Source organism: Actinomycetospora rhizophila, assembly GCF_042657905.1.
In the GTDB taxonomy this organism is placed as follows: domain Bacteria; phylum Actinomycetota; class Actinomycetes; order Mycobacteriales; family Pseudonocardiaceae; genus Actinomycetospora; species Actinomycetospora rhizophila.
In genome coordinates, this window is the sequence record NZ_JBHSKG010000017.1 from 141,015 (window position 1) to 160,057 (window position 19,043).

Sequence of the window (19,043 nt, forward strand, 5' to 3'; positions counted from 1 at the left end):
GCGCCTCCTACCGGCGGCGCCGGCGGGCGGGCGCCCCGCGGCCGCCGAGCTGGAGCAGCGCCGCCGGGATGCCGTGGTCGGCGCGCAGGCGCTGGATCGCCGGGTCGTTCGCCCAGAACGTCTCGAAGTCCTCGGGCGCGAGCTTCTCGGCGATGAGGTGCATGGCGATGTCGTGGCGCACGTACTCGACCGCCACCAGCACGACGGCGGGGTCGTCGGTGAACACGCCCCAGGCGTCGTCCTCCACCACGCCGCCGATCACCGCCTGCTCGCGGTCGGCGGCGACCACCATCAGCCGGCAGCCCAGGTTCTCCAGCGCCACGTCGGGACTCGAGAACCGGTGCACGGTGGTGGTGCCGACCGGCTCGTCGTCCTCGCCGAAGCTGACCACCGAGACGTCGACGCCCTCGTTCTCCGCGCGCCGGGCCGCGGCCTTGAGCGGAGCGAGCTCGGCGGGCCAGCCCGAGAGGAACAGGTCGTTGCGGGCCGCGCCCACGACGTCCTCGGCGCGCGCGAGCAGGGAGTCGCGGTCGGTGAGGTTGTGGACGATGCGCACCTGGGGCGGCGCGGCGAGCCGGGGCAGCTCGGTGCCCAGCGCGTCCATCGACGCGTCGAACTCGCGGCGCATCCGCTCGAGCAGCGACGCCGGCGGCAGCGACAGGTAGCCCACGCTGGACTCGCCGGTGTGCACCTCGTACGCGGCGCCCCGCCCCACGAGCTTGCCGAGGGTCTCGTAGACGGTGCTGCGCGGGACGCCCGACCGCTTCGCGACCTCGTACCCGTTCAGCGGCGTCCCGGCCGCCACGAGGGCGACGTAGGCCTTCGCCTCGTAGCCCGACATCCCGAGACGGCCGAGCTCGTCGATGACGCTCTGCTGCGACATGGCGCCCATGGTCCCAGGTCAGTCGCCGGCGGCGTCGGAGCGCGCGCGGGGCATCGCGTTGAGCGCGCCGCGCGTGATGCCGCCGTCGACCGCGAGCGTCTGGCCGGTGATGTAGGCCGCCTTCTCCGAGCCGAGGAAGAGCACGGTCTCGGCGACGTCCTGCGCGGTGCCCAGGCGGCCCAGCGGCACGCGCCCCGAGCGCAGGCGCCGCACCTCGGGGTCGGCGTAGATGGCGTCCGACATCCCGGCGTCGATGAGCCCGGGCGCGACGGCGTTGACGCGGATGCCGTGGGCACCCCACTCCAGGGCCATGTGCTCGGTGAGCATCACCACGCCGGCCTTCGACGACGTGTACGCCCCGGCCCCGGGCGCCGCGGCCAGCCCGTTGATCGAGGAGATGTTGACGACGGACCCGCCCACCGACTCCGCGATCATCCGCTCGGCGGCGGTGCGCGCGACGAGGAACGTGCCGGTGAGGTTGACGTCGAGCGCGGCGCGCCAGTCGGCGGCCGCCAGCTCGAGCAGCGGGCCGAAGCGCACGATCCCGGCGTTGTTGACCACGAGCGACGGGGCCGCGGGGAGCTCGCCCACCGCCGCGCGCACCGAGCTCTCGTCGGTGACGTCCACGGCGAGCGGCACGCACTCCTCGCCGATCTCCGCGGCGACGGCGCGGACGGCCTCGCCGTCGAGGTCCCACGCGGCGACGCGGAAGCCCTCCTTCGCCGCGTGTCGGGCCAGGACGGCCCCGATCCCCCGGCCGGCCCCGGTGATCACTGCCCACGTCGTCGTCACGGTAACGACGCTAATGCCGCTGATCGGTCTCGTCCATCACCTCGCGCGGGTTCACCGCTGTGCGAGACTGAGACGCACGGCACCGATAGTCGTCAGCACCATGACGGCGAACCTCCGGGGAGGCGCGGGAGATGGCCAGCATCCTGATCCACGGCGGCACGGTCGTCGACGGCACCGGCGCGCCGGCGCGGCCCGGCGAGGACGTCCTGGTGCGCGACGGGCGCATCGCGGCCCTCGGCGCGGACGCCGCGGCGGGCGCGGACACGGGCACCGAGCGGGTCGACGCGACCGGGCGCACCGTCATGCCGGGCCTCATCGACGCCCACACCCACCTCACCTTCGGCGAGCCGACCGGCAACGACGAGCTGTTCAACCACCGCACCGAGGCCTACAGCTCGATGCTCTCGGCCTACAACGCGCGCAAGGTGCTGCGCGCCGGGGTCACCAGCGTCCTCGACGCCGACTGCCTCTGGAACATCGGCTGCGAGCTCCGCGACGCCATCGAGGCCGGCATCGTCGAGGGCCCGCGGATGCGCGCGGGCGGCCAGGCGCTCATGACGATGCTGGGCGGCACGGCCGGCCGGATGATCAAGGATGAGGGCACCACCGGCTACGCCACCGTCGTCACCGGCCGGGACGTGATGGTCAACGAGATCCGCCGGCAGATCAAGTACGGCGTCGACTGGATCAAGATCATGGTCACCGGCCTGATCCCGTCGATGAAGGGCCCCGAGGTCAAGGTCTGGAACATCGACGAGCTGCGCACCGTCTGCGACACCGCGCACGAGCTCAACACCAAGGTCGTCGCCCACTGCCGCAACTCCGACTCCACCCGTGACGCCGCCCGGGCCGGGGTCGACCTGATCTACCACGCCTCCTACCTCGACGACGAGGCGATCGAGGCCGTCGTCGAGGCGGGCGCCTCGATGTGCCCGACGTTCACGCTGCTGGGCAACCTCGCCGACTACGGAGAGAAGATCGGCACCGCGCCCGAGCTGCTCGACGTGTTCCGCGCCGAGATCGAGGTGACGGCGAAGCAGCTCACCAAGGCGCACGCCGCCGGCGTCCGCTTCCTCACCGGCTCGGAGACCGGCTTCGCGGTCACCCCGGTCGGCGAGTGGCACGCCCGCGAGCTCGAGATGTTCGTCGAGTACATGGGCATGTCGCCGATGGAGGCGATCGTCGCCGCCACCCGCAACGGCGCGTTCGCGATGCGCATGGAGGGCCCCGACGGCGTCGGCACCCTCGAGACCGGCAAGGTCGGCGACGTCCTGGTCGTCGACGGCGACCCGCTGCGCGACGTGAAGGTCCTGCAGGACAGGGAGCGGATCGTCGAGGTGATCAAGGAGGGGCGCCGCACCGACCTGGCCACGCCGATCCCGGAGCACCGCCAGCGCGCGTCCGACCAGGTCCGCATGCTCGCGGCGTGCCCGCTGACGCGATCGCTCGCGCTCACCGAGGAGCAGCTCGAGCGCATGTCGCATGTCTAGTGCGGGCGTGCCGGACGGCGTGCTGGACGTGCACGCCCACGCGGTCCTGCGCTCCTCGGAGGGCGCCGCCGGGGCGGCGGGCCCGGAGCTCGGGACGTCCGACGACGGGCGCCCGTTCTACCGCGTCGGCGACTACGTCCTGCACGGCGTGCGCTACGAGGGCAGCCCGTTCATGGACGTCGACCTGCGCCTGGCGGCGATGGACGCGGCCGGGATCGGGCGCCAGCTCCTCTCCCCCAACCCGCTGACCTACTTCGGCGACCTGCCCGTCGACGACGCCGTGTCCTTCGCGCGCCGCCACAACGACGGCCTCGCCGCGCTGGTCGCCGAGCACCCCGACCGCCTGCTCGCGGCCGCCCAGCTGCCCGTGCAGGACGTGGCCGACAGCGTCACCGAGGCGCGCCGCGCGGTGCGCGACCTCGGCATGCGCGCGATCTACCTCGACACCGACCCGGCCGGGCGCACCCTCGACGACCCGGCGCTCGACCCGCTGTACGAGGCGGTCGTCGACCTCGACGTCCCGCTGTTCGTGCACCCCTCGCCGATCGGCCCGGAGGGCCCGCCCGCCGACCCGCGGCTGCGCCGGTTCGACCTCGACCTGCAGTGCGGGTTCGCCTACGACGAGACGCTCGCGGTCGCCGCGCTGGTCTTCGGCGGCGTGCTCGAGCGCCACCCCGGCCTCGACGTGTGCCTGTCGCACGGGGGCGGCGCCGCCGCGTCCCTCGCCGGCCGCTTCGCGCGGGCGGCGCGCAAGCGGCCGTGGGCGTCCGAGGAGTTGCGCGAGCAGGGGTTCGGGCCGTGGTTCCGCCGGCTCTGGTTCGACGTCCACGTGCACGACGAGGGCTCGGCCGCGCTGCTGGCCGAGCGCGCCGACCCGGCCCACCTGGTGTTCGGCACCAACTTCGCCGGCTGGGACTCCGACGCCGACGACACCCCCACCGGCCCGTGGGCGCGGACGCTGACGGCCAACGCGGAACGCCTGCTGCGGATCAGCCCGGCAGCGGGCGGCGCGCCGTCTCCCTGAGCGCGAGCACGGCGGGCAGTGACACCACCGCCAGGATCATCACGTAGTACGCGCCGACCATCGTCGAGCCGGTCACGCCGCCGAGCCACGTCAGCAGGTAGGGCGCGGAGCCGCCGAACAGCGCCACCGACAGGTTGTAGGTGATGCCGTGGCCGCTCACCCGCACGCGGGTCGGGAAGAGCTCGACGAGGGCGGCGTTGATCACCGCGGCGTAGGCGCCGGCCAGCAGCCCGAACAGCACCAGGCCGCAGGCGATCAGCCCGAACGTCCCCGACGTGATGAGCAGGAAGCTCGGGTACGCGAGCACGAGCAGGCCGACGAGGCTGGTCAGCAGCACCGTGCGGCGCCCGACGCGGTCCGACAGCCAGGCACCGCCGACCTCGGCGACCAGGCAGGCGGCGAGCGCGATCACCGAGGGCGCGAAGGCCTGCAGCCCGGAGAGCTCGAGGCTGCGGGTCGCGAAGCTGGGGAGGTAGCCGACGATCATGTAGAACGATGACGCGTTCGCGGCGACCAGGAAGAACGCGATGAGCAGCAGGCGCCGCTGCTCGCGCCCGGCCAGCGCCGCGCGCACCGGGTTCGCGGCCCGGCTGCGCTCCTCGCGCAGCGCGAGGAAGTAGGGCGTCTCGTCGAGCTTCTGGCGGATGTAGAGCCCGACCAGCCCGAGCGGCAGCGCCACCAGCAGCGGGATCCGCCAGCCCCACGCCTGCATCTGCTCGGTGGACAGGGTCAGCAGCAGGACGCCGGGGATCAGGCTGCCGAGCAGCGTGCCCACGACCGCGCCGACCGAGATCATCCCGACGAACAGGCCGCGGCGGTTCTGCGGCGCGTGCTCGGCGACGAACGAGACCGCCCCGGAGATCTCGCCGCCGGCCGAGACGCCCTGCACGAACCGCAGGAACACGAGCAGCGCCGGCGCGGCCAGCCCGATCGCCGCGTAGCCGGGCAGCACGCCCATGAGCGCCGTGGCCGCCGACATCAGCAGCACCGTCAGCGCCAGGGTGCGCTTGCGCCCGATCCGGTCGCCGACCGCGCCCCACACGAACCCGCCGAGCGGGCGGGCGAAGAACGCGACCGCGAACACCGCGAGCGTCGAGAGCAGCGCCGTCGTCGGGGCGACCGACGGGAAGAACACCGCCGCGAGCGTGGTGGCGAGGACGGCGTACACCGAGAACTCGTAGAACTCGACGAGCGAGCCGATGACCCCGCCCGCGAGCAGGCGCCGCAGCGCCCGCCGGGTGGTGGCGTCCTCGACGGCCGGGGCCGCGGTCGATCCCGTGCTCATGCGCGCTCCCCGGGCGTCGTCGTGGCGGAGCCTTAGACGTTAGGGAGCTGACGACGTCAGAGCAATGCCTGGTACGCGCCGCCGTCCACCGGGATCGCCGCGCCCGTCACGAAGCCCGCACCCTGCCCGCAGAGGAACGCGACGAGCGCCGCGCACTCCGCGGGGTCGCCGAGCCGCCCGGCCGGCACGCCGGCGAGGGCGGCGGCGCGCGCGTCGGGGTCGGCGTAGACCGAGCGCACCCGGTCGGTGTCGTGCAGGCCCGGGAGCACCGAGTTGACCGTCACCCCGTCGCCGGCCACCTCGCGGGCGAGCGTGCGCAGGAAGCCCGTCGCCCCGGCCCGCGCGGTGTTCGAGAGCGCGAGGTTCGGATACGGCTGGCGCACGCCCAGCGAGGTGATCGCGACGACCCGGCCCCAGCCCCGCGCGCGCATCCCCGGCACGGCGGCCAGGCACATCCCCACCACGGCGAGCAGGCTGCGGTCCAGGGCGGCCTGGTAGTCGGCGAGCGCCGTGTCGGCCACGCGTCCCGGCCCCGGCCCGGGCCCGTTGACGACGAGGACGTCGAGCCCGCCGTGGCGCGCCTCGACCTCGCCGACGAAGCCCGCCGCGGCCTCGGGGTCGCGCAGGTCGGCGACCACCCAGTCGGCGCCCAGCTCCGCCGCGGCCGCCTCGGCGCGCCCGGCGTCGGAGCCGCAGATCGTGACGTCGGCCCCCTCGGCGACCAGCGCCGCCGCGCACGCCCGTCCCAGCCCCGCCGTCCCCGCGGCCACCGCCGCGCGCCGTCCCCGGATCCCCAGGTCCACGTGCCCTCCCGCTACATCCTGCTACGTGCCGAAGATGTCGATCTCGTCGCCGCTCTGGGCATCGAACACCAGCAGCGCGCCCGAGGGGCAGGCGCGGGCCAGGCGCAGCGTGGCGTCGTCGGGCAGCGGGGGCGCGCCGGGCACGCCCTCGGCGACCTCCTCGTCGTCGAACCGGAAGCGCTCGGGGTACTCGGCGACGCACCGCCCCGAGCTGACGCAGATCTCCTGGTCGACCTCGATGCGGTACGTCATCCGAGCAGCACCGGGTAGGTGCCCCAGTACGGGCGGGCGGTGGAGGCGTCGCGCTGCGGCGGGTGCTCCGGGTCGGGACGGACCCCGGCCGCGAACAGCTGCGCGACGGCCCCGGTGACGAGCCCGAACAGGTGGGAGTCGGGGTCGGTGTCGGCGCGGGCGACCACGCCGGCGGCGAGGTCCTGCCCGATGCAGACGTGCATCCCGGCCGCGAAGCTCAGCCCGAACGGGGCGACGCCCGGCGGCACCGTGCGGTCGGGGTCGAAGGCGGCGGCGTCGGGCCCGAACAGCGTCTCGTCGCGGTTCACCGCCTGCAGGTCGATCACGACGGTGGCGCCCTCCGGGATCGTCGTGCCCGAGCGCAAGGGCACCGGCGCGAGCGCCCGGCGCATCCCGACCGGGCTCGACGGGTTGAGCCGCACGGTCTCGTGCACGCAGCGCTGCACGAACAGCGGGTCGGTGTGCGCGTCGGCGCGCTCGGGGTGCGCGGCGAACCAGCCGAGCAGGTGGTCGACGGTGCGCACGAAGGCCGTCGCGCTGGTGTGCGCGCCGGCGAGCAGGTAGAAGGCGACCTCGCGGCGGACCACGTGGTGCGGGAGGTCGAGCTCGTCGGCGTGGCGCAGCAGGGTGGCCAGCACGTCGCGCGGCAGCTCCTCCCCCCGATCGAGCATCTCGCGGCGCCGGGCGATCGACGGGGCGAGGAACTCCGCGTCCCAGTCCTCGAGCGCGCGGGCGACCTCGGCGGCCTTCGCGGCCTTGTCGCCGGTGGCGTGGGCCAGGGTCGCCCCCTCGATGAACCGCATCATGTGCGCGTGCAGCCGGGCCGTCTCGGCGGCCGTGCCCTCGGGCCGGTCGATGCCGGCGGTGAGCGCGGCGAGGTTGAGCATCAGCTCGTGCCCCAGGTGCACGAGGTCCACCCGGCCCGCCGCGACGTAGGGCGCCAGCGTGTCCGCCGTGACCTGCGGGAAGAGGTCGCGCTCGTAGCGCTCGAACACCTCCCGGCGGAACATGCGGTTCTCCACGCGGCGCCGGTCGCGGTGCTCGGTGCCGTGCAGGTTCACCAGCACGTCCGCCATGACGACCTCGCCCTCGTCGTAGAGGGACTGGCGCAGGTCGCGGCTGCGGTAGGCGTCCTTGGCGTCGGCGAACGTGCTCAGGGTGACGACGACCGACTCCCCGGCGGCGGCTGTGGTCACGGCTTCCTCCCTCGACCCGGCAGGTCCTCGGACGCTAGTCGTCAGTGCACTGACGTCAAACCGCCGTCGACCGCGTCGGCGATCCGCAGGGCGGCGACACCGTCGGCGAAGGTCGGCAGGTCCCCGGCCGGACCCCCGCCGGCCAGGTGCGCGACGAGCGCGCGGACGAGCCGGGTGAAGGGCTCGGTGGCGGCGCCCTCCGCGGCCACGAGCTCCGTGACCTCCTCGCCGGCGCGCGCGCCCGTGAGCCGCACCGGGAAGTGCCCGGTGTGCCCGGCGGCCTCGGCGACGAGGACCCCCTCGGCACCGTGCGCGACGAGCCGCCAGCCCCCTCCCCCGGGCGCGACCCAGGAGCTGTGCACCGAGCACAGTGCACCGTCGGGGGTGCGGGCGGTCCAGGTGGCCGAGTCGACGCTGTCGGCCGGCAGCGGCCCGTCCGGCCCGGGCCACGTCGGCGCCCGCCGCGCCACCAGCCCGCGGACGTCGCCGAGCTCGCCGAACACCCAGCGCAGCACGTCGGCGGTGTGCAGCCCGTGCACCCGCAGCGAGCTCGCGCCGTGGCTGGCGTCGGCGCACCAGCCCGAGCCGCGGACGGCGGCGGGGTTGGTGAACGTCGGGTAGAACGCCTGCACCGCGACGTTGTCGACCCGGCCGATCCAGCCGTCGTGCACCCGGCGGCGCAGCTCCGCGAGCCCCGGCCAGAAGCGCGACTGCATGTCGACGACGGCCACCCGCTCGGCCTTCTCGGCCGCGTCGGCCATCTCGAGGCCCTCTGACGCCGACCGCGCGAGCGGGGCCTCGCACAGCACGTGCTTGCCGGCCTCCAGCGCCGCGCCGACCATCGCCGCGTGCCGGCTCGGCCGCGTCGCGACGTCCACCAGGTCGACCCCGGGGTCGGCGCAGAGCGCCTCGAAGCCGACGTGCGCCCGCGGGACGCCGTGGCTGCGGGCGGCCTCGTCGGCGGTCTCCCGGTGGGCGGTCGCGACCGCCGCGAGCTCCACGAGGCCCTCGCGCGCCAGGGCGGCGTAGACCGGCAGGTGGGTGCCGGCCGCGTAGTGCAGGCCGACGACGCCGACGCGGACGGGCCTGGTGCCGACCGGCGTCACGCGGGGACCGCGGGCCGGTCCAGCGCGGGCAGCACCTCGGTGCCGAACAGCTCCATCGCCTGAAGCACCGAGCGGTGGTCCGGGCCCGTCGGGTAGCGGAAGATCATGAGGAAGTCCTCGACGCCTGCCTCGTCGCGGAAGCGCCCGATGGTCTCCACGCACTCGGCGGGCGTGCCGAACACGAAGCGGTCGCGCACGAACTCCTCGAGGGTGATCTGGTCGGCGCTGGTGACGCCGGGCAGGTCGGTGATGGCGCCGTAGTCGAACAGCGTGCGGGCCATCGCGAGCGCGGTGTCGCCGAAGAGCTCGAGGGCCTCCTCGCGCGAGGTGTAGGGCCAGCAGAAGCGGATGGCGGTGACGTGCGGGCGCCGGCCGGCCGCCTGCGCCGCCGTCCGGTAGTCCGCGGCCATGGCCTTCATGGTGTCCAGCGACATGAGCGCGTTGGTGATCCAGCCGTCGCCGAGGCGCCCGGCGCGGCGCAGGCCGCCCGGGGTCCAGGCCGCGAGGTGCAGCGGGACCCCGCCGTCCTGCAGCGGGCGGGGCAGCACGGCCTGGTCGGCGAAGTGGTGCAGCTGGTCGTCGAAGGAGAAGCGCTCCTGGGTGTGCGCCGCCCGCACGATGCGCACCGTCTCGTCGAAGCGCTGGGCCCGGTCGTCCCACGGCACGCCGGCCGCGGTGTAGTCGACGGGCATGTAGCCCGCGCCGAGCCCGAGCCACGCCCGGCCCCCGGAGAGCTGGTCGAGGATCGCGGCGTCCTGCGCGAGGACGACCGGGGCGTAGAGCGGCGCGATGGCGATGGCCGTCCCCACGCGCACCCGTTGCGTGCGCGCGGCGATGGCGAACGCGAGGTGCAGCGGCGCGCCGAAGTACTCGTCGGAGTCCTTGTGCTCCGTGGTGAGCGCGGCCGAGAACCCGAGCCGGTCGGCGGCCTCGGCCTGCTCCAGGATCTCCGACAGGACGGTCCGCGGCTCGCCGGTGACCTGGCCCTGCGTGAACAACACTCCGACCGACATCGTCGTCTCCTCGGGATCAGGACGTGCTCAGGAGGTGGGTTCGGGGTCGAGCTGCACGAGGGCGATGCGGGTGTCGAGCATCCCGGGCAGCCCCGCGTGCAGGACCGTCCCGTGGCCGCCGCCGGCGTCGACGCCGCGGGCCGCGGCCTGCCCGGCGACGCGCCCGAGCGTGAAGCCGCCGCTGATGTGGATGCCGCCGAGGTCGGAGACGGGGTTGAGCCCGCCCACGCAGTCGCCGGCGGCGAACAGACCCGGGATCGCGTCGCCGAAGACGTCGAGCACCTGCAGGTCGGTCGTGACGCGGAAGCCCCCGCAGCAGAAGTTGATGCCCTCCACCATCGGCACCGCGGTGAACGGCGCCCGCGAGCACGTCCGGCGCCGGGGCGGCAGGACCACGCGGCCGAAGTCGGGGTCGCTCGCGGCGGGCGTGGCGAGGAAGTCGTTCCACCGCGCGACGGTGCCCTCGAGCGCGGCCGCGGGGACGCCGATGGCCGCCGCGAGCTCGCCCAGGCTCCCGGCGGAGACCGGCGGCTCGGGCATCTGCCCGATCAGGGTCGCCTTCTCGCGGGCGACCTCGTCGTCGACGACGTACCAGGCCCGGCGCCCGGGCTGCTCGTGGAGCCGGTCGACCCGCTCCTCGTACGGGCCGGCCTCGTCGTGGAACCGCTCGCCGCGGTCGTTCACCGCGATCGCGTCCTCCACCACGGACGAGGACACGATCACCAGGGGCGGCACGAACGTCATGTTGATCAGGTCGCCGCCGACGGCCTGGCCGAGGAGGTGGCCGTCCCCGCGACACGTGTCGACGCCCAGGTAGGGGGCCCGCGAGACCGCCTCGGGCTGGAACCGGCGCCGCAGCTCGGGGTTGGCCTGGTAGCCCCCGGTGGCCAGCACGACACCGCGCCGGGCGGTGACCTCCAGCGGGGCGCCGTCGGCGAGGCGGTGGCCGCGGACCCCGGTGACACGGCCGTCGGCGACCACCAGCCGATCGGCGACGGTGCCGTACCGGACCGTGACGCCCGGCCGCTCGACGTCGCGCCGGAAGGCCCGGCCGAGCATCCAGCTGTCCTCCACCGCGGCCATCCGGTCGACCGTGTGCTGGCGGGGCCGCGGGATGAAGCGGCTGAAGCGCACGCCGCGCTCGACGAGCAGGCGGTGGGTCTCCGCGCTCTCGCGGGCGAACAGCCGGACCAGCGCCTCGTCCCACTCGACGCCGAAGCGGTCGCGCGCCTGCTCGACCATCGCCCGGGCGTCGGCGACGAAGGTCTCCTCGTCGTCGGCGATCCCCTGCTCGCGCTGCATCGCGGAGTCGACGAAGGCCAGGTAGCCGGTGGACCACACCGCGTTGCCGCCGATGTGGTCCATCGCCTCGAGCACGACGACCGACGCGCCCTCGTCGGCGGCGGCGGCGATCGCGGCCATGCCGGCGGGGCCGGTGCCGAGCACGACGACGTCGGCGGCGAGCGTGTCGACCTCGGGCACGGCGTCTCCCGCTACGTTGGGTCCGGTGGTGGGACGGGTCACAAGAGTGGGGAGATCACCGGGCGGCGTCAAGCACCTGACGACGTCCCGACGACTCGACCGGGCCGAGGCGCGTTGCTAGCGTCGTTAGTCACGCCACGCCGAGGGAGTGCTCCTTGCCCACGATCACCCTGGACCGCTACGCCGACGTCCGCGAGGCCTACCGCCAGCACGACCTCGAGCAGGCGCTCTACGACGCCGGTGGCGTGGTCATGGCCGACTGCCTGCTGGTGCTGCACGGCGCCGCGCACCGCACCCGGCGCCGGGTGGAGAACCGGCTGTTCCGCCGCGGGACGTTCCGGCACTGGGAGCACACGTTCCTGCGCGACGTCGTCACCGACACCCTCGCCCCGTTCGTCGCCGCCGGCCGCGCCGACCTGCTCGAGCTCGGCTACCGCACCGTCATGAACCTGACCGCGATGGTCGCCGGGGTCGACCACTCCACCACCGACGTCGCCGAGACCGACGCGCTCTACCGCTTCGCGAAGAAGTTCTCCGAGGGCGCCACGCTGGTGCACACCACCCGCGACCCCGACGAGGTCCGGGCCGAGGTCGCCGAGGCGCTCGAGGAGTTCGACCGGATCTTCCTGACGCCCTCGATCGCCCGTCGCGAGGAGCTGCTGGCGCGCCTGGCCGCCGGGGAGGTCACCGAGGACGACCTGCCGCGCGACGTGCTCACCGCGCTGCTGCGCAACACCGAGGAGCTGGGCCTCGACCGCGACATGCTGCGCCGCGAGATCGCCTTCTACCTGCAGGCCGGCTCGCACAGCACCGCCGACGCGTTCTCCCACGCCGTCGACGACTGGTTCGCCTGGTCCGCCCGCGACCCCGAGGGCGCGGAGAAGGCGCGCCACGATCCGGCGCTGCTGCAGGCCTGCGTCTACGAGACGCTCCGGCTGCACCCGGCGAGCCCCGTGGCGCGGCGCCGGGCCCTCGCGCCGATCGCGCTGCGGGGCGGTACCGAGATCCCCGAGGGCTCGGAGGTCGTCCTCGACATCGCCGCCGCCAACCGCGACCCGGCGATCTTCGACCGCCCCACGGAGTACGACCCGGCCCGTGAGGTCCCGGCCGACGTGCCGCGGTGGGGGCACGCCTTCGGCGGCGGGATGCACGCCTGCATCGGCACCGAGCTCGCGGGCGGCGTGCCGGCGGCGACCGACCGGGAGGGCGCCCAGGTCCTGGGCACCGTCACGCTGATGCTCGACGCCCTGCTCGCGGCCGGTGCGCGCCCGGACCCGGCCGCGCCGCCGCAGCGCGACCCGCACTCGGCGCGGGACCACTTCGCCTCGTACCCGGTGGTGTTCGCGCCGTGATGCCGCCCGTGGTGGGGCGCTTCCTCGCCGCGGTCGAGGCGCGGGACGCCGACGCGGCCGGGGCGTGCTTCACCGAGGACGGGACGTGGGCCAACGTCCCGCACCCGCCGGTGGTCGGGCCCGCGGGCGTGCGCGGCCTGCTCGCGCCGATCCTCGACCGCTCGCAATGGGTGCGCTGGGAGATCGTCACCGCCGCGCACACCCCGGAGCGGTCATGGCTCGAGCGCCTCGACCGCTTCGGCATCGACGGCACGGAGTACGCCGTCGCCTGCCACGGCGTCGTCGAGGTCGACCCGGACCGCGACCTGATCACCGCCTTCCGCGACTACGTCGACCTCGGCGAGTGGCGCGCGCGGCTCGGCACCGTCCTGACCCTGTGACCGACGAGCTGCGCCTCGGCCTCGGCCTCTGGAGCGGGCAGCACGGCGACCCCACCGACGCCGTCGCCCTCGCGCGGGCGGGCGAGGACGCCGGGTTCGACTCCTTCTGGGTCACCGAGCACCACGGCCTGCCCGACGGCTACCTGCCCTCGCCGCTGACGGTGCTGGCCGCCTGCGCGTCCGCCACACGGCGGATCGAGCTGGCGACGGGCGTGGTGCTGGCGCCCCTGCACCATCCGCTGCGCCTCGCCGAGGACGCCGCGCTCGTCGACCGGCTCAGCGGCGGGCGCCTCCTGCTCGGCCTGGGGCTCGGGTACGCCGAGCACGAGTACCGCGCGTTCGGCGTCGACCCGGCCACCCGCGGGGCACGGCTCGAGGCGCTGGTCGGCGCGCTGCGGGCGGCCGGGACCGGCGAGCCGTTCTCCGCGCCGGCGCTGGGCCTGCACGACGTCCGGGTGACGCCGACGCCGGCGCGCCCGATCCCGCTGTGGCTGGGCGGGTACGCCGACCGCGCGGTAGCCCGGGCCGGGCGCCTCGCCGACGGCCACCTCGTCGGGCGCGGCGAGCCCGACATCGTCGCGGCGGCCTCGCGGACCCTGGCGACGGTGCGCGACCCCGCCGACCCGTCCTTCGTCCGCGGCCTGGTGGTCACCTGCGTGCTCGATGCGCCGGGCGGCGGTGCGGCGGAGGCGCGCGCCGGGTTCGCCCGCGCGCAGCAGGCCTACGCGGCGATGCAGCGCGGGCGGGTGGTCTACGCGGGGCTCGCGGAGCCCGTCGCACCGGCGGACGTCGACGCCCACCTCCAGGTCCGCGGCGGCGTCGACGAGGTCGTCGCCGGCCTGCGGGCGGTCGTCGCCTCGCTCGCCGCGTGGTCGCGGGTCCACCTCGTGGTCCGCCTGCTGTTCGCCGAGCCGGATCTCGGCACCGCCCTGACCCGCGTCGCGACCTTCGGCGAGCGGGTCCTCCCCCACCTGCGCTGAGGAGAGCCGTGCACCCCGACGACCGCGCCGCCATCACCGACGTCCTCGCCCTGTACTGCGAGCGGATCGACGAGTACGACATGGACGCCGTCGTGGACCTCTTCACCACCGACGCCGTCATGGACTTCGGCCCCGGGCGCGGCGGGGTGCTCCGCGGCCGGGAGGCCCTGCGGGCCCGGTTCGCGGGCGGCCAGGCGGGCTTCCGCCGGACCCACCACCACCTCGGCCAGGTGCGGCTGACCCCCGACGAGACGGCCGGCGGCGGGCGGGTGCACGCGGTCTCCTCCTGCTCGGCGGGCCACGAGATGCACGACGGCACGCAGTGGCGCATCGGCCTGCGCTACGTCGACGTGCTGGTCCGCGAGGACACCTGGCGCATCGCCGAGCGCCGGATCGAGGCGGCGCTGGTGGAGGGCGGGCCCCGCGACGGGTGGACCTGGGTCGACCGGATGGAGCCCGAGACCGCCTGAGCCTTGCCGCCTCCCCTGGAGCGGCGTTAGCGTCCTCACGACGCATGAGCGGCGTCACAGGACTCGAGGAGGCGTTCGATGGCGGCAGTACTGCGGGGGCTCGAGGGCAAGAACGTCCTGATCACGGGCGCGGCGAAGGGCCAGGGACTCAGCCACGCGCTGGCGTTCGCCGACGCCGGGGCCGACATCGCCGCCCTCGACATCACCGACCCGATCCCCGACATCTATCCGCTCGCGACGGGCCAGATGCTCGAGGACACCACCAAGGCCGTCGAGGGCCTCGGGCGGCGCTGCCTGCCGCTGTCCTGCGACATCCGCGACGAGAGCCAGGTCGAGGCCTCGGTGGCCAAGGCGCTCGACCACTTCGACGGCCGCATCGACGTGCTCGTCAACAACGCCGGCGTCGCCGCGCTCGACACCATCCAGGGCATGCGCAGCCACGTCATGGACGCGGTGATCGACACGATCCTCAAGGGCCACATGTACGTCGCGAAGTACGTGGTCCCGAACATGATCGGCCGGCGCTCCGGCAAGATCATCAACATCTCGTCGGGCGTCACCGGCTCCGGGCACGCCCAGCTCTCGCACTACGTGGCCGCCAAGCACGCGATCCAGGGCCTGACCTCGGCCTGGGCCTTCGAGCTGGCCGAGTTCGGCATCAACGTGAACGCCATCGCGCCCGCCACCATCAAGCCGGGCGAGGGGCAGGGCTCGGGCATGGTGCTGGGGCTCGCGGGCGAGGTCGGGATGACCCCCGACGACGCCTTCGAGATGTTCTCCGCGGCCGGCAACATGCCCGGCGACAAGTGGCGCACCGAGGTCTCCGACATCACCGACGCGGTGCTCTTCCTGGCCTCCGACAACGCCGACCAGATCACCGGCCACATCCTGCGCGTCGACGCCGGGCAGGGGGCCAAGTAGCCGATGACCACCGGGACGCGCCCCACCAAGCCGATCTTCGACCAGGATCCGGACACCATGCGGTGCCCGTATCCGCACTACGCGCAGCTGCGCCGCGAGGCGCCGGTGTTCCACGACCCGGAGTACGACATCTACGTCGTCTCCCGGCACGCCGACATCGAGAAGGTCAACACGCAGCCGCGGCTGTTCTCCAGCCAGAACCCCATGGGGCCGACGGTGTCGGGGGCGATCGCGGCGATCGGCCGGGCGATGTCCGACGTGACCCCGGAGTTCGCCGAGCGCGTGCGGGTCGTGATGAGCCGCGGCGACGTCCTGTTCACCCAGGACCCGCCCGACCACAGCCGCCACCGCCGCATCCTGAACAAGGCGCTCACACCGCGCTCGGTCGCGCGGATCGAGCCGCGGATCCGGGAGCTGTGCCACGGGCTCGTCGACGGGTTCGCGACGTCCGGGCAGCGCGGCGAGGTCGACCTCGTCCCGGCCTACTGCTCCCCCGCGCCGGTGCAGGCGCTGGCGACGCTGCTCGGGGTGCCGGTGGAGAGCTCCGGGGACTTCGCGCGCTGGGCCGACGCGATCAACGCCGCCATCGGCACGGCGATGACCGACGAGGCGCTGCTCGCGACGCTCGAGACCCAGATCGAGTTCTGGACCTTCTTCGAGGACGAGATCGCCGACCGCACCCAGAACCCGCGCGACGACCTGCTCACCGCCGTCGTGCAGGCCCGCAACGAGGGCGACGCACCCCTGACGCCCAACGAGATGGTGGGCTTCTGCAGCCAGCTCATCGGCGCCGGGGCGGACACCACCACGAAGCTGATCTCCTCGTTCATGCTGATGCTCTGCGAGGACCCGGAGCTGATGGCCCGGATGCGGGCGCACCCCGAGGAGCTGCCGAGCGCCCTCGAGGAGGCGCTGCGGCTCGAGTCGCCGGTGCAGGGGCTCTTCCGCGTGGCCACCGCCGACACCGAGCTCGGCGGCGTCGCGATCCCGGCCGGCGCGCACGTCTGGGTCGTCTACGCCTCCGGCAACCGCGACGAGGAGGTCTTCGCCGCACCGGAGACCTTCGACCCGTCGCGGGAGCGCCTGCGGTCGCACCAGGCGTTCGGGCACGGGCCGCACTCGTGCATCGGGGCGCCGCTGGCCCGGTCGGTCGCGCGGATCGCCTTCGAGGTGCTCTTCGAGCGCCTCGACGACATCGCGCTCGCCGAGCCGGGCTTCGTGCCGCGGTACGACCCGAGCTACGTCATGCACGGCATGCAGCACCTGCCGCTGAGGTTCACCGCCCGGTGAGCGACGAGCTCGACGCACTCCGGCTCCGCCTCGAGGTCCTCGAGGCGGAGTCGGCGCTGCACAAGCTGCGGAACCGGTTCCACGAGTACGTCAACACCGACCGGTGGGACGAGATCGGCGGCCTGTTCGCCCCGGACGCCGAGCTCGACTACTCCTACCTCGGGTCGGCGTCGGGCCGGCCGGCGATCACGGAGTTCTTCGCGGCGATCCCCCGGCTGCTCCCTGCGGAGGCCGGCACGCCGTTCGTGCGCCAGTTCATCCACGGCCACGACGTGACCGTCGACGGGGACTCGGCGACCGGCACGAGCTTCCTGTTCGCGACGCCGATCTACCACGGGCAGAGCTTCGTGCTCGCGGGCCGCTTCGCCGACACCTACACCCGGGCCGGCGGGGAGTGGCTGTTCGCGAGCGTCGCCCTGGAGATCTGGTACTCGGTGCCGGTGGCCGAGGGCTGGGCCGGGCCGGACCGCCACCGGATGTCCCTGTAGCGGCGGGAGCGCCTCCTCCCCGCACGCGTAGGGGTGGGGACCGGGGGGCACTCCGCCGTCCGACCGGCCCCGCCCGTCGGGGCCGCTGACGGGAGGGGACCCATGCCCGAGACGGACCGCGAACGCCGAGTGATCGACGAGGTCACCAAGGGCCTGATCATCGGCGGGTCGGTGCGCGACGCGACCGACGGGCGGACGTTCGGCGTCGAGGACCCGTCGACCGGCGAGCTCCTCTGCGACGTCGCCGACGCCTCCCCCGAGGACGGGATGGCCGCGCTCGACGCCGCGGCGGCCGCCCAGCCCGCGTGGGCGGCGACCGCCCCGCGCGAGCGCGGCGAGATCCTGCGTCGCGCCTTCGAGCTCGTCACCGAGCGGGCCGACGAGATCGCCCTGCTCATGACCCTCGAGATGGGCAAGCCGCTCGCCGAGTCCAAGGCGGAGATCACCTACGCCGCCGAGTTCTTCCGCTGGTTCTCCGAGGAGGCCGTCCGGATCGCCGGCGAGTGGAAGGTCAACGCCACGGGCAGCGGCCGGGTGCTCGTGATGCGCCAGCCGATCGGGCCGTGCCTGCTGATCACGCCCTGGAACTTCCCGCTGGCCATGGGCACCCGCAAGATCGGCCCGGCCGTCGCGGCGGGCTGCACCATGGTGATCAAGCCGGCGGGGCTCACGCCGCTGACGATCCTCAAGCTCGCCGACATCCTCGCCGAGGCCGGGCTGCCCGACGGCGTGCTCAACGTCGTCACCACGTCGTCCACCGGCAAGGTGATGGAGCCGCTGATCAGGGACGGCCGGATCCGCAAGCTGTCGTTCACCGGGTCCACCGAGGTCGGCCGCAAGCTGATCGAGCAGTCCGCCGAGCAGGTGCTCAAGACCTCGATGGAGCTCGGCGGCAACGCCCCGTTCGTGGTCTGCGCCGACGCCGACGTCGACGAGGCCGTCCAGGGCGCGATGCTCGCCAAGATGCGCAACATCGGCGAGGCGTGCACCGCGGCCAACCGCTTCTACGTGCACGCCGACGTCGCCGAGGAGTTCACCAAGAAGCTCACCGAGCGGATGGGTGACATGAAGATCGGGCGCGGGACCGAGGAGGGCGTGGAGGTCGGCCCGCTGGTGGAGGCCGACCAGCGCGACAAGGTGGCCGAGCTGGTCGACGACGCCGTGCAGAAGGGCGCGACCGTGCGCACCGGCGGCCAGGTGCCGTCGGGCGCGGGCTACTTCTACCCGCCGACCGTGCTCGCCGACGTGCCCACCTCCGCCCGCCTGGCCAAGGAGGAGATCTTCGGCCCGGTGGCGCCGATCTTCACGTTCACCGAGGACGACGACGCGGTCCGCGCCGCCAACGACACCGAGTTCGGCCTGGTCAGCTACCTGTACACGAAGGACCTGAGCCGGGCGATCCGCCTGTCCGAGCGGCTCGAGGCGGGCATGGTCGGCCTCAACCAGGGCATGGTCTCCAACGCCGGCGCGCCCTTCGGGGGCTGGAAGCAGTCGGGCCTGGGCCGCGAGGGCGGCAGCGTCGGCATCGAGGAGTACCTGGAGATCAAGTACGTCGCCATGAACGTGGGGTGAGGACGCCTCACTTCTCCCGGGGGTCGCCGCCGGGGAGGTGCTCCTGGCCGACGGCTCCGGCCGCCGCCTCGCCGGCGGCCGGGGCCGGGGTCCCGACGTGGGCCTCGAGCCGGAGGCGCTCGCTGAGGTGCGGGTAATGCAGCTCGAACGCCGGGCGCTCGGAGCGGATCCGCGGCAGCTCGGTGAAGTTGTGCCGCGGCGGCGGGCACGACGTGGCCCACTCCAGCGAGTTGCCGTGACCCCACGGGTCGTCGACCTCCACCG

The 19,043-nt window shown here is 74.3% G+C and carries 19 protein-coding genes and 1 pseudogene; 10 read left to right on the forward strand and 10 right to left on the reverse strand.

Features of this window, described 5'->3' with window-relative positions:
- Window positions 1–7 precede the first annotated feature (7 nt).
- Window positions 8–883 carry a TrmB family transcriptional regulator gene (locus ACFPK1_RS25925; protein WP_378023837.1) on the reverse strand — a complete coding sequence of 292 codons (876 nt, stop codon included), beginning with the start codon at window positions 881–883 and terminating at the stop codon, window positions 8–10.
- Window positions 884–901: 18 nt separating this feature from the next.
- Window positions 902–1,675, reverse strand: a complete 774-nt coding sequence (locus ACFPK1_RS25930; RefSeq protein WP_378023838.1) for an SDR family NAD(P)-dependent oxidoreductase — start codon at window positions 1,673–1,675, stop codon at window positions 902–904.
- 131 nt (window positions 1,676–1,806) lie between these two features.
- Here ACFPK1_RS25930 and ACFPK1_RS25935 point away from each other — a divergent pair, with 131 nt between their 5' ends.
- Window positions 1,807–3,165 carry a metal-dependent hydrolase family protein gene (locus ACFPK1_RS25935; protein ID WP_378023839.1) on the forward strand — a complete coding sequence of 453 codons (1,359 nt, stop codon included), beginning with the start codon at window positions 1,807–1,809 and terminating at the stop codon, window positions 3,163–3,165.
- Between the two features lie 7 nt (window positions 3,166–3,172).
- Window positions 3,173–4,189, forward strand: a complete 1,017-nt coding sequence (locus ACFPK1_RS25940; RefSeq protein WP_378023840.1) for an amidohydrolase family protein — start codon at window positions 3,173–3,175, stop codon at window positions 4,187–4,189.
- On the opposite strand, the gene ACFPK1_RS25945 is transcribed toward ACFPK1_RS25940, so the two are convergent.
- From ACFPK1_RS25945 to ACFPK1_RS25975, 7 genes are read right to left on the reverse strand one after another with little or no spacing between them, the layout of a single operon-like run.
- On the reverse strand, window positions 4,155–5,474 hold the full coding sequence (locus tag ACFPK1_RS25945; RefSeq protein WP_378023841.1) for an MFS transporter: 1,320 nt from the start codon (window positions 5,472–5,474) through the stop codon (window positions 4,155–4,157). The two genes, ACFPK1_RS25940 and ACFPK1_RS25945, sit on opposite strands and share 35 nt — an antisense overlap.
- 56 nt (window positions 5,475–5,530) lie before the next feature.
- Window positions 5,531–6,277 (reverse strand): SDR family oxidoreductase, encoded by a 747-nt coding sequence (locus ACFPK1_RS25950; RefSeq protein WP_378023842.1) that lies wholly within the window; start codon window positions 6,275–6,277, stop codon window positions 5,531–5,533.
- A 21-nt stretch (window positions 6,278–6,298) separates the two neighbouring features.
- Window positions 6,299–6,529, reverse strand: coding sequence for a ferredoxin (locus ACFPK1_RS25955; protein ID WP_378023843.1), 231 nt, complete (start codon window positions 6,527–6,529; stop codon window positions 6,299–6,301).
- On the reverse strand, window positions 6,526–7,725 hold the full coding sequence (locus ACFPK1_RS25960; protein ID WP_378023844.1) for a cytochrome P450: 1,200 nt from the start codon (window positions 7,723–7,725) through the stop codon (window positions 6,526–6,528). Before ACFPK1_RS25960 ends, ACFPK1_RS25955 begins: the two co-directional genes overlap by 4 nt.
- 41 nt (window positions 7,726–7,766) lie before the next feature.
- Window positions 7,767–8,831: a Gfo/Idh/MocA family protein gene (locus tag ACFPK1_RS25965; protein WP_378023845.1), complete on the reverse strand. Its 1,065-nt coding sequence runs from the start codon at window positions 8,829–8,831 to the stop codon at window positions 7,767–7,769.
- A complete protein-coding gene (locus tag ACFPK1_RS25970) occupies window positions 8,828–9,844 on the reverse strand; it encodes an LLM class flavin-dependent oxidoreductase (protein WP_378023846.1) in 1,017 nt (338 codons plus the stop codon). Before ACFPK1_RS25970 ends, ACFPK1_RS25965 begins: the two co-directional genes overlap by 4 nt.
- Before the next feature lie 27 nt (window positions 9,845–9,871).
- Window positions 9,872–11,326, reverse strand: a complete 1,455-nt coding sequence (locus tag ACFPK1_RS25975) for an FAD-dependent oxidoreductase (protein ID WP_378023847.1) — start codon at window positions 11,324–11,326, stop codon at window positions 9,872–9,874.
- 155 nt (window positions 11,327–11,481) lie between these two features.
- Between ACFPK1_RS25975 and ACFPK1_RS25980 the strand changes: the two genes are divergently transcribed.
- The 8 genes from ACFPK1_RS25980 to ACFPK1_RS26015 all read left to right on the forward strand — a co-directional run bounded on the left by ACFPK1_RS25980 (window position 11,482) and on the right by ACFPK1_RS26015 (window position 18,779).
- Complete coding sequence (locus ACFPK1_RS25980; protein ID WP_378023848.1) at window positions 11,482–12,678, forward strand: cytochrome P450; 1,197 nt, start codon at window positions 11,482–11,484, stop codon at window positions 12,676–12,678.
- On the forward strand, window positions 12,678–13,058 hold the full coding sequence (locus ACFPK1_RS25985) for a nuclear transport factor 2 family protein (RefSeq protein ID WP_378023862.1): 381 nt from the start codon (window positions 12,678–12,680) through the stop codon (window positions 13,056–13,058). Before ACFPK1_RS25980 ends, ACFPK1_RS25985 begins: the two co-directional genes overlap by 1 nt.
- Complete coding sequence (locus ACFPK1_RS25990; RefSeq protein ID WP_378023849.1) at window positions 13,055–14,038, forward strand: LLM class flavin-dependent oxidoreductase; 984 nt, start codon at window positions 13,055–13,057, stop codon at window positions 14,036–14,038. The genes ACFPK1_RS25985 and ACFPK1_RS25990 overlap by 4 nt, the downstream gene beginning before the upstream one ends.
- A gap of 8 nt (window positions 14,039–14,046) precedes the next feature.
- Entirely contained in the window at window positions 14,047–14,508 is a 462-nt protein-coding gene (locus tag ACFPK1_RS25995; protein ID WP_378023850.1) for a nuclear transport factor 2 family protein, read from the forward strand.
- A 78-nt stretch (window positions 14,509–14,586) separates the two neighbouring features.
- Entirely contained in the window at window positions 14,587–15,429 is an 843-nt protein-coding gene (locus ACFPK1_RS26000; protein WP_378023851.1) for an SDR family NAD(P)-dependent oxidoreductase, read from the forward strand.
- Window positions 15,430–15,432: 3 nt separating this feature from the next.
- Complete coding sequence (locus ACFPK1_RS26005; protein WP_378023852.1) at window positions 15,433–16,719, forward strand: cytochrome P450; 1,287 nt, start codon at window positions 15,433–15,435, stop codon at window positions 16,717–16,719.
- Complete coding sequence (locus ACFPK1_RS26010) at window positions 16,716–17,207, forward strand: nuclear transport factor 2 family protein (protein WP_378023853.1); 492 nt, start codon at window positions 16,716–16,718, stop codon at window positions 17,205–17,207. The genes ACFPK1_RS26005 and ACFPK1_RS26010 overlap by 4 nt, the downstream gene beginning before the upstream one ends.
- A gap of 102 nt (window positions 17,208–17,309) precedes the next feature.
- The gene (locus ACFPK1_RS26015) at window positions 17,310–18,779 is read left to right on the forward strand and encodes an NAD-dependent succinate-semialdehyde dehydrogenase (RefSeq protein ID WP_378023854.1); all 1,470 of its coding nucleotides are present in this window, start codon (window positions 17,310–17,312) and stop codon (window positions 18,777–18,779) included.
- 7 nt (window positions 18,780–18,786) lie between these two features.
- Here ACFPK1_RS26015 and ACFPK1_RS26020 read toward each other — a convergent pair.
- Window positions 18,787–19,043 (reverse strand): annotated as a pseudogene (locus ACFPK1_RS26020) (cytochrome ubiquinol oxidase subunit I); the annotation flags it as partial.